The 9,940-nt window shown below is 58.8% G+C and carries 8 protein-coding genes and 1 tRNA gene; 8 read left to right on the top strand and 1 reads right to left on the bottom strand.

Features of this window, described 5'->3' with window-relative positions; genetic code table 11:
- Positions 1-224 precede the first annotated feature (224 nt).
- The 4 genes from NW816_RS10880 (at position 225) to NW816_RS10865 (ending at position 4,326) form a co-directional block, all read left to right on the top strand.
- Positions 225-668 (top strand): 2TM domain-containing protein, encoded by a 444-nt coding sequence (locus NW816_RS10880; protein ID WP_414357553.1) that lies wholly within the window; start codon positions 225-227, stop codon positions 666-668.
- A 107-nt stretch (positions 669-775) separates the two neighbouring features.
- A tRNA-Gly gene (locus tag NW816_RS10875) sits at positions 776-846 on the top strand.
- Between the two features lie 776 nt (positions 847-1,622).
- A complete protein-coding gene (locus tag NW816_RS10870) occupies positions 1,623-2,624 on the top strand; it encodes an ABC transporter substrate-binding protein (RefSeq protein ID WP_414357554.1) in 1,002 nt (333 codons plus the stop codon).
- Between the two features lie 61 nt (positions 2,625-2,685).
- Positions 2,686-4,326 carry an ABC transporter permease gene (locus NW816_RS10865; RefSeq protein ID WP_414342291.1) on the top strand — a complete coding sequence of 547 codons (1,641 nt, stop codon included), beginning with the start codon at positions 2,686-2,688 and terminating at the stop codon, positions 4,324-4,326.
- A gap of 22 nt (positions 4,327-4,348) precedes the next feature.
- Here the strand turns inward: NW816_RS10865 and NW816_RS10860 are convergent, their stop codons facing one another.
- Positions 4,349-5,035 (bottom strand): hypothetical protein, encoded by a 687-nt coding sequence (locus tag NW816_RS10860; RefSeq protein WP_414409160.1) that lies wholly within the window; start codon positions 5,033-5,035, stop codon positions 4,349-4,351.
- A 189-nt stretch (positions 5,036-5,224) separates the two neighbouring features.
- Between NW816_RS10860 and NW816_RS10855 the strand changes: the two genes are divergently transcribed.
- The 4 genes from NW816_RS10855 to gndA form a co-directional block, all read left to right on the top strand.
- The gene (locus tag NW816_RS10855; protein WP_414409159.1) at positions 5,225-6,577 is read left to right on the top strand and encodes an ABC transporter substrate-binding protein; all 1,353 of its coding nucleotides are present in this window, start codon (positions 5,225-5,227) and stop codon (positions 6,575-6,577) included.
- A gap of 111 nt (positions 6,578-6,688) precedes the next feature.
- The gene (locus NW816_RS10850) at positions 6,689-7,891 is read left to right on the top strand and encodes a carbohydrate ABC transporter permease (RefSeq protein WP_414409158.1); all 1,203 of its coding nucleotides are present in this window, start codon (positions 6,689-6,691) and stop codon (positions 7,889-7,891) included.
- A gap of 102 nt (positions 7,892-7,993) precedes the next feature.
- Positions 7,994-8,515 carry a pentapeptide repeat-containing protein gene (locus NW816_RS10845; RefSeq protein WP_414409157.1) on the top strand — a complete coding sequence of 174 codons (522 nt, stop codon included), beginning with the start codon at positions 7,994-7,996 and terminating at the stop codon, positions 8,513-8,515.
- Positions 8,516-8,608: 93 nt separating this feature from the next.
- Positions 8,609-9,940 (top strand): NADP-dependent phosphogluconate dehydrogenase (gene gndA, locus NW816_RS10840; RefSeq protein WP_414409156.1); only part of this gene is annotated, 1,332 nt, incomplete at its 3' end.

The following is a 9,940-nucleotide window of genomic DNA, read 5'->3' as shown; positions in this document are numbered from 1 at the left end:
TTGTACACACATGAAAGCCGCCCTGTCGCGTCAGCGGGCCGTAGGCCTCAAGGGCGGGGCTTCAGACCCAGTTTTTTCGGTGACTGCGATTAGTGCGATTTGACATTCGAGTTGAGATTTGCCGGCTGGGATCCCGCAGCAGACGGCGCTTCATAAGGCCCAAGATCCGGCTAGCCTAGACTAGGGGATTATAAGGTTTACAAAGTTGAATATCAGCCAGCCAAATGTCGGGATCCCGGTACAGCCAAGAGGACGTGCAGCAGATCCTCCAGCGGGCCATTGCCCGCCAGCCACGCCTGGGCGAGTTCACCCGCTCCCAACTGCAGGAGATGGCTGCCGAACTGGGGATCTCCCCCCAAGAGCTGGACTTGGCCGAGCAGGAATGGAAGGCCTGGCAAGAGCTGAACAGCCAACACCGAGAATTCCAGCGCTACCGCCGTCGGCAGTTTTACCAACTGCTGGGCCGCTATGGAATTGTCAACAGCTTTTTGCTGAGCTTGGACTGGCTCTCCGGTGGGGGGCTATCCTGGTCGCTATTTATCCTCATGGGCTGGGGCTTGACCGTTTCCCTCAAGGGCTGGAACGCCTACCAAACAGAAGGTGAACGCTACGAGAAAGAATTTCGCCAATGGCAGAAGAAACGCCAGAAAGATCTCCGCCGCAAGTAAGCGCAGCCCACCCAAGAAGCCCGTCTCGCTGATGGAAATGGATTTCTCTCCAGACCTTGACTGGGGAGAGGTGCTATCATAGGCTTCCGGCATCAGTGAATGCCTGTGCGGGCGTAGTTTAATGGTAAAACCGCAGTCTTCCAAACTGCTGTTGTCGGTTCGATTCCGTCCGCCCGCTTCCCAACACTGGGCAGGCCTTAAACTAAACCTCAAAACTCGCCTGCTGTAGGCCTTTCCGGGCCCAACCTAGCCCCAAGGCAACGGTTGAGTTCGGGGCGAAAAGTGTCTGCGAGGGGGGTGGAGAAGGAGCAAAGCAGGAGGAGTCTTGTGAGCTTTTGGTCTGACCGTGGCGTATCGCGGCTGGGGTGGTACTACCGTGGAAGGCGTTACCGGTTGTCGACGGGGGTGCCGGATACGACGGCAAGCCGGCGGGTGGAGTCGGAAGCTGGTTGCCTTGGTTAAGCTTCTCTAGGAGGAGCTAGATAAGGAAGACGCTTTCGGATCCCTATAGCCAAAGTACAGGGTATGTGGTTCCAAAAAGCATAGCTGGTTGAACCAAGCTGTGCTTTTTCCTCTCACAATCTGGCCGGTAATTTTTCTTAATCAGAACTTAATCTCAAAATAACTAGAAAATAACTTTTGGATGATTTTATTGAGGTATTCTGAGCTGTATTCAACTCCTAAAATAGGGGGAAACCTGGGAACCCCGAAGCCAAAGCTTCCCCCGGCTTCCGGCGAGTTTTGTGAGCGAAGTGGGATCCCTGCTACGCAGGGGGTGCTTCTATCCATATCCATGTGGTTGTGACTTATAGTGGCTGTGATAGATGTTGTCTGAAAAGCTGCAATACAGGCTTATTCTCCGGTGAATTTGGGCAATGCTCTCATTTGTGCCAGATCGGCAGTAAAGTGAGAGTAAATGCAAAAACCGATTTTGGAATGGTTAGGAGAATCACCGTGCGTCCTCTATCTTTGTTGGCGGTGCTTTGCAGCGTGGCTTTTGCCCAGCCTTTTGCGTGGGGATCCTTGAGCTCAGCCTGGGCTAAGCCTTCCGGGACGTTGCGTTTGTACACCTCCCAACCCGATGCAGATGCTCAGAAAACTGTTGCTGCATTTCGGGAAGTTTATCCAGAGGTTTCGGTGGAGATCTTTCGCTCCGGCACCGAGGAGGTGATCAGCCGCTTTCTTTTAGAAGCAGAAAAGGGCAGCCCCCAGGCAGATGTGTTGTTGGTGGCCGATGCGCCCACCTTTGAGCTGCTGAAAGCCCGCAATTTGCTGGAGTCCTACTGCAGCCCTGAGGCCAAAGCCATCGCTGCCACCTACTACGACCCAGACTGCCACTACTTCGGCACCAAGATCTTGGCCACGGTGATCGTTTACAACACGGCCAAAGCCCAGCCCATCGATAGCTGGGCAGCCCTGGCCCAGGTTCCTGAAGGCCAACTGGTGATGCCCAGCCCTACCTATTCGGGCGCCGCCGCCTACAACTTGGGGGTTATCACCCGCACCCCCGGCTTGGGCTGGGAGTGGTACGAAGCCCTGAAAAAGAACAAGGCAGTGCTGGTGCAAGGCAATGGCGCTGTGGCTCGCAACGTCGCCAGTGGCGAACAAAGCTACGGCATGGTGGTGGACTTTCTCGCCATTCGCAGCCGCAACGAGGGATCCCCAGTGGAGGTGGTCTATCCCAAGGAGGGTGTGCCATTGATTACAGAGCCGGTGGGAATTGTAAAAGGAACGCCCAACCTGGAAGCTGCCCAGGCTTTTGTGGACTTCTTGCTGTCTCAGAAGGGGCAGGAGGTTGCTGCAGGGATGGGCTATATGCCACTGCGGCAGGATGTCACACCTCCGAAAGGGTTCCCCGCCTTGAGCGAGCTGAAGATCTTAAGCGTGCCGGCGACGGAGTTGGCCGAGAGCCGCGAGGCCGACAAGGCTCGCTTTGCCAAGTTGTTTGGGGAATAGGTTGACATCAAGCTGGCCAGACGCTGGCCAAGTCTTGCGGTGGAAGGACTTGAGCAAAGGGTTGAGGCACCCCATTATCCCCTGGCTGGTGGCTGTAGCCGCCCTTGTGACTCTGACCCACGTCTATCCCCTCTGGAGGCTGCTGCAGCGGGCCTTGGGCGGCGAAGGTGAGAACATCCGCTGGTTGCTGGAAACGCCTCGCGTCCATCTGGCGCTACGCCATAGCCTTTGGGTGTCCGCGGCCTCAGCGGCGCTGGCTCTTGGGGCCGCTCTGCTGCTGGCGGTGCTCACCACCCAGACGGATCTGCCGGGCCGCGGGATCCTACGGCTGCTCTTTTTGTCTCCTCTGGTGATTCCGCCCCAGGTTTTGGCCTTGGCCTGGATCCAGTGGGCTGGGCCGGTGGGCTATCTGCAGCAGGGGCTGCGCTGGATTTTGGGAAAGCAGGGATCCCTGTGGAGCCTCTACACACCGGCGGGGATCATCCTGTTGCTGGCTCTTTTTGTGCTGCCGATTGCCTATCTGACGCTGGTGGCGGGCCTGAGCCGGCTCTCCAAGCAGGCTCAGGAGGCGGCCCAACTGGATGGGGCAAACCTGCTGCAGGTTTGGCTCTACGTCACGCTGCCTCTGTTACGGCCCTCTGTGGCGGCAGCAGCAGCACTGGCGTTCCTGGGGGCCTGGGGCAATTTCGGGATCCCGGCCTTGCTGGGGATCCCGGGGCGCTACCTGACCTTGCCCACTCTGCTGTACCAGGAGGTGATCAACTTCAGCGGCGATGGGTTTGGGCGCAGTGCGGCGCTGGCGTTGCTCTTTGGCCTGCCGGCCCTCTTCTTCTTGAGCTGGCCCCAGCGGAGTCAGGAGGGGTTGGATCCCGGCGAGGCGCCTCCGGATCCCTATCGCCTGGGCTGGCTGGGTTGGCTGCTCAGCGGGATCCTTTTCGCCGCAGCTCTGCTGGTCGTTCTTGGGCCCTTGCTGGCCATGGCTGCGACTGCCCTGCTGCGGGCCTATGGCCTGCCCCTGACCTGGTCTAACCTAACCCTGGAGCATTTCCGCATGGTTCTTTTTGATCTGGAGCGGGCCCGCCGCGCCACGCTGCACAGTTTGGGCTTGGCGGGAGGAGCGGCACTGCTCTGCAGCGGGATAGGGACGATCTTGGGCTATGCCCTGACCCGCTTGAAGGTGCCGCTGTTGGCCCTGCTCAGCTTCATCGTGGACTTGCCCTATGCCCTGCCGGGCCTGATTTTTGCTTTGTCTCTCATCTTGGTGTGGTTGCCTCCTCCCCTGCCGGGGCTGAGCCTCTACGGCACCCTATGGCTGATCCTGATGGCCTACCTGGGGCGGTTCTCGGCCCTGGCACTGCAGCCCCTGCAAGCGGCGTGGCGCAGCTTGGATACCAGCCTTGAGGAGGCAGCCAGTATTGACGGGGCCTCCCTGCTGCAAACCTTTCGCCACATCTTGGTGCCGCTGCTGGCGCCAGCCCTGACGGCGGCAGTGTTGCTGGTATTTCTGCAATCTTTTGCCGAGCTGACCCTCTCCGCCCTCTTGGTGACCTCCCGCTCGGAGACCTTTGGGTGGCTCATCTTTGGCTTGCAACAAGGGGGCTATACCCAGCAAGCGGCGGCCCTAAGTACCTTGCTGCTGATCGCGCTCTTTGCCCTGGCCGCGGGGATCCAGGCGCTGCGGCGGCATGCCAAGCCAAGCTGAGGAGGGGATCCCTGCAAATCCTTCACGGATTGGGGCCGACTGTGGTGGTGCGGCGGATCGGTTGACCTTTCAGGGTATTGCCTTCTACTGTTTTCACCCAGCCTTGCCCTGGTACAAATCGGTACTGCACATCGGTATCAGAGCCACCGAGCAGATCCCCTTGGGCATTGAAGACGCGAGTTTCCCGCTGCCAGTGTCCTGGCCCGGTCGGTGTGCTGCTCGACTCGGTGGTGTAGGTTTGGCCGCGAGCATTGTTGAATTGGCCGCTGCGCTGCCAGCCTTGCCCCGCTTGGCCCTCGATAAGGCTCGAGCTGCTGCCCACCGTCTTGCCCTCGGCGTTTTGCAGGGTGGTGCTGCCCTGCCGTTGCCAACCCTCATGTGTGTGAGTAGTGGTGTGCTGATGGTTCAGGTTCCAGGTCTGACCTTGTTGGGTAGTGACTTGGCCGGAGTAGTCTCCTTGGATCCCTTGACCGGGAATGAGTTGCCGGGATCCCTGGCCGGAATAGGTGCCGCTGCTGGATCTCCCATCGGGGCCGGTGCGAGTGTAGGTGCCGGAAGTTGTGAAGGTGCGTTCGTCGCTCAGGGCCGGGGATCCGCCCGTTGACGAGGGGGCGATGCGGCTGCGTTGACGGGGGCGAGCCTGCGCAAAGGGGGCAAGCGCCATCAGGAGGGCAATAGCCAACAACAGGCAAAAGCTTGCATTTTTCATCTTCATTCTCATTTTTCCAGACCCCTAGAGAGGTTGTCGATCATAACCCAGGCTCAGCCTTTACCCTGTCTGACTCTGACTTTGGCCTGAAGGTTCACTTCCTAGAGGGATCCCGCCAGACATAACCTGCTCTTAATGTCGGTGCTGTAATCTCAGAGGTGCCTTTAGCGAATGCGACTGCATTTTTCTATGAATACCCGTCGTACTTTCCTGGCTGTTGCGGCTGGCCTGGTGGCTGCGTCTGCTGCTGCTCTTCTGGCTGCCGACAGCTTTGCTCAGTCTCCTGCCGAAGTCAAAGTTTGGATTGCCTTTACCGACAACCGCCTGGATTGGGCCCGCGAAAAAGCGGCAGAGTTCAACAAACAATTTCCTCAATACAAAGTTACGGTCGAAGGCTACGGCAACTACGAAGAAATTCAGCAAGCCACCGACCTGGCCATTCAACAAAATGCTGCTCCTTCGGTGGTGCAATGGTTTGAGGTGGGCACCCAACGGGCACGGGATTTTGGTTACTTCAAGTCCATTGCTGATGCTCTGGGCAATCGCACCGAAGTGAACGGGATCCCGGTGAATTTCGACGATTTTATTGAGCCGGTGGTGAGCTACTACACCCTGGATGGCAAATTTACGTCCATGCCCTGGAACAGCTCCAGCCCCATTCTCTACTCCAACACGGCCATCTTGAAGAAGGCAGGGATCGAAAAGCCGCCGGCCACCTGGCAGGAGCTAGAGGCTGCCTGTCAGAAGATCATGGCGCTTCCCGACGCTCCCCAGGGCTGTGTGACCTGGCCCAATCACGGCTGGTTCTACGAGCAGTGGATGGCCCAGCAGAATGCCCTCTTGGCCAACAACGACAATGGCCGTGCCGCCCGTGCCACCCAGGTCTTTTTGGACTCGGAGCCGTCAATTGCCATCGCCACCTGGTGGAAAGGGATGTATGACAAAGGCTACTACATCTACAGCGGCAAGCAGCGGGATTGGGCAGCCACAGAGCAGGCCATCCAGACCGGTACCGTCGCCATGGCCATCACCAGCAGCGCCGATGCCGCCAACATCACCAATGCCGCCAAGCAGAACAACATCGAGCTGGTCACCACCCGCATGCCCTACAACGCCGACAAGGGTTGGACAGGCAACTTGATCGGGGGAGCCAGCCTCTGGTTGGTGAAGGATCTGCCCAAAGAGGTGGAAGAGGGGGCGCTGACCTTCATGCTGTGGCTCAATAACACCGAAAATGCTGCCGAGTGGCACCAAGTGACCGGCTACTTGCCCATTCGGAAAAGCTCGGTAGCTTTACTGGAGTCGAAGGGCTGGTTCAAGGAAAACCCCAACTTCTTCACCGCCAGCGACCAAATTAATAATTCCAAAGTGACCCCTGCCACCCGTGGGGCGCTGCTGGGGGCCTTCCCTGAGATTCGCAACGTGGTAACCCAAACCATGGAGGATCTCATGGTGAAGGGCGGGGATCCAGCCCAGGCTATGGCCAAGGCCAACCAGGAGGCCAACCGCCTTCTAGCCGAGTACAACTCCCTCTACCAGTAACCTGGATGTCGATGGGCTGACGGTGTCATTGAGGGATGGGGGTGGGCGGCAGCCTGCCCCTTTTTGGGTTTTGACGAGGCTCTTGTGAAGAGCAAAGCCGAGGTGAGAGGCATGTTGGGATTCGTCCAAGTGTTGGTGCCGCTGTTGGCAGGGTTGCTGGGATCCCTCTGGATGGGGCTCCGTTTTCGACGCATCGAGTGGCCTGTGCCGGTGGGGGCAGTGCTGGGGGGCCTAGCAGGAGGGCTGGGATCCCTGATCTTTATGGTGCCCCTGGATTTTTGCACTTTTGAGCCGGAGCGCAAGGCCATCGACATGGCCTTTGGCGTGGGGCTGGTGCTGGCGGGCATGGCCATTCCCCTCTGGCCGCTGTTGGCGTGGACGCAGAAGGAGCAGGAGCGCCGCCTGGGGATCCCCGGCCCAGCTGTTCAGGAGAGGGGCATCTTTAAGCAGTGGTGGCTGGCGTGGCTGCTCTTGTTGCCCACCTTCACGATCTTGGTGGTGTTTCTCTACTACCCAGGGCTGGATACCTTCCGCCTTTCCACCCTGCTCACGTTTGTGGGGGCGCCGCGCAGCCGCTTCGTCTGTGTGGATAACTTTACCGCTTTGCTGACGGATTCCACCTATCTGCGCAGCCTGGGGATTACCTTTGCCATTTCGGCGGCCATCGTGGTGCTGGGGTTGAGCGGATCCCTGTTGATTGCCACGCTGGCCTATCAGCCGATTCGGGGGGCGGCGATTTATCGGGTGTTGCTGATCTGGCCCTACGCCATCTCTCCGGCGGTGGCCGGGATCATCTTCTTTATCATGTTCAACCCCTTGGGAGGGGTGGCCAACCATTTGCTGGGCCTGGTGGGGATCCCCCGTTTAAACTGGCTCAGCGATCCCAACTTGGCCCCTTGGGTGGTGATCTTTGCCAGCGTTTGGAAGCAGATGGGCTACAACATTTTGTTTTACCTTGCCGGCCTGCAAAACCTGCCCAAGGATCTGCTGGAGGCGGCTGCCATTGATGGAGCCGGGGCTGTGCGTCGCTTTTTTGCCATCACCCTACCGCTGCTTTCTCCCATCACCTTCTTTTTGGTGATTACCAACATGACCTATGCGTTTTTCGATATCTTTGGCACCATTGACTTGCTGACTGCTGGGGGCCCTTCCGGATCCACCTCGGTGTTGATCTACGAGATCTACAAAATCGGAGTGTCTTCAGGCAATTTGGGTAGGGCTGCCGCGCAATCCATCGTCCTGTTTCTCATTGTGGTGGGCTTGACAGTCCTGCAATTTCGCACCACCGAGCGGAATGTGACCTACGGCGGATAAGGGCTGTCTCTGCTGCAACGCCATCCAAGTTCTCAGCAGCTCCCACGTGATGAGCAAGGGAAAAATCGGCAAAAATGGGGGCAGAGAACCTAGGGATCCCCAATGGCTGCAAAATCCAACCCCTTGACCTGCTGGCACGACTTCGGAAAGCTGGGCATCCTGCTAGTGGTCACTTTGCTGCTTTGGCTCCTCTGGGGATCCCCGGCGGGCAGCCAAACCCGTCTCAACTTCAACAACGCCGATCTGCAGGGTCAGGATTTGTCCGGCCAAGATTGGCGGGGCAGCAGCTTTGTCAGTGCCAACCTGCAGGGCGCCGATCTGCACGGGGCCAACCTTTCGGGGGCGGCATTCACCAAGGCCAATCTGGCGGGGGCCAATCTATCCGGTGCCGATTTGAGCAATAGCCTTTTGGATCTGGCCAATTTGGCAGGAGCCGATCTCAGAGGGGCCAAGCTCACGGGAGCCATTGCCGCACGGGCGGTTTGGCAAGGAGCGCAGATTGCCGGCGCCGATTTCAGCGAAGCCTATGTGGATCGGGCGGCAAAGCGGCAGTTGTGTGAGCGAGCTGAGGGATCCCACCCGATAACCGGCGTAACCACCCGTGAGAGTTTGGGCTGCCCTTGAATCAGGGCCGGCAAAGGTGAAGAAAACAGGATCCCTGAACCCGGTCGGTCGGATTGGCCTCTAGATTGGGTGAGGTGTCGATAGTGCCCAACTATGAGCAAGCCCAGCTTTGCGGTGATTGGCCTAGCGGTGATGGGGGAAAACCTGGCCCTCAACGTCGAGCGCAATGGCTTCCCGGTTGCCGTCTACAACCGCACCAGCTCCAAAACCGACCAGTTCATGCGGGAGCGAGCCCAAGGCAAACGGATCACCCCCGCCTACAGCCTGCCGGAATTGGTGCAACTGATGGAGCGGCCCCGCAAATTCTTGATCATGGTCAAGGCGGGTGCGCCGGTAGACGCGGTGATTGACGAGCTTAAACCCCTGCTGGATCCGGGGGATATCATCATCGACGGCGGCAACTCCCTCTACACCGACACCGATCGCCGTGCCGAAGCCCTCGCCCCCACCGGGATCCACTTTGTCGGCATGGGAGTGAGCGGCGGGGAAGAGGGAGCCCTGAACGGCCCCAGCCTCATGCCCGGCTGCAGCCCAGAGGCCTACCAACAACTGGAGCCCATCTTGGCCAAAATTGCCGCTCAAGTGCCAGACGGCCCCTGTGTCACCTACCTGGGGCCCAAAGGGGGCGGGCACTACGTGAAGATGGTACACAACGGCATCGAATACGGCGATATGCAGCTGATCGCCGAGGTCTACGACCTAATGCGCAGGGCTTTGAAGCTGTCGGCCTCGCAGATGCAGGAGATTTTTCAGGCTTGGAATGAAACAGAGCTGGAATCTTTCCTAATTGAAATTACCGCCAAGATTTTCCAAACCCTGGATCCGGAAACCGGCAAGCCGTTGGTGGATCTCATTCTGGATAAGGCTGGGCAAAAAGGCACCGGTTTGTGGACAGTCAAGGACGCTCTAGATCTGGGGGTACCAGTGCCCACCATTGAAGCGGCGGTGCAAGCTCGCATCCTCTCGTCGATGAAAGAGGAACGGGTGGCTGCCTCTGCCCAGTTGAAGGGGCCCGACGCAACTTTTGCAGGGGATCCCGACTGCTTTATCCAAGATCTGCGCGCCGCCCTCTACTGCTCCAAAATCTGCTCCTATGCGCAGGGGATGGCCCTGCTCAAAAGAGCCACTGTTGCCCACGGCTACGTCTACACCTTCAGTGAGATTCCGCGGATTTGGAAGGGGGGCTGTATCATCCGCGCCCGCTTCCTGGGCGAGATCCAGTCGGCCTACAAACGGGATCCAGAGCTGGTGAACCTGCTGTTGGATGAGGAATTCGAGCAGGCCATCCGGGAGCGGCAGGGATCCTGGCGGCGGGTGGTGGCCACAGCGGCGGCCTTGGGGATCCCGATCCCGGCCATCAGCGCTTCCTTGGCCTACTACGACAGCTACCGTACCGCCAACCTGCCCCAGAACCTCACCCAAGCC

The organism is Synechococcus sp. W55.1, from assembly GCF_047461655.1.
Classification (GTDB): Bacteria; Cyanobacteriota; Cyanobacteriia; order Thermostichales; family Thermostichaceae; genus Thermostichus.
Note: the sequence above shows the minus strand (reverse complement) of the source record. Positions and strands in the feature narration are given on the sequence as shown.

Bases quoted from the DNA above. Each gene is read 5' to 3' on its own strand.
- NW816_RS10855 (WP_414409159.1), top strand. From the start codon at position 5,225: ATGAATACCCGTCGTACTTTCCTGGCTGTTGCGGCTGGCCTGGTGGCT.
- NW816_RS10845 (WP_414409157.1), top strand. From the start codon at position 7,994: ATGGCTGCAAAATCCAACCCCTTGACCTGCTGGCACGACTTCGGAAAG.
- NW816_RS10860 (WP_414409160.1), bottom strand. From the start codon at position 5,035: ATGAAAAATGCAAGCTTTTGCCTGTTGTTGGCTATTGCCCTCCTGATG.
- NW816_RS10880 (WP_414357553.1), top strand. From the start codon at position 225: ATGTCGGGATCCCGGTACAGCCAAGAGGACGTGCAGCAGATCCTCCAG.
- NW816_RS10850 (WP_414409158.1), top strand. From the start codon at position 6,689: ATGTTGGGATTCGTCCAAGTGTTGGTGCCGCTGTTGGCAGGGTTGCTG.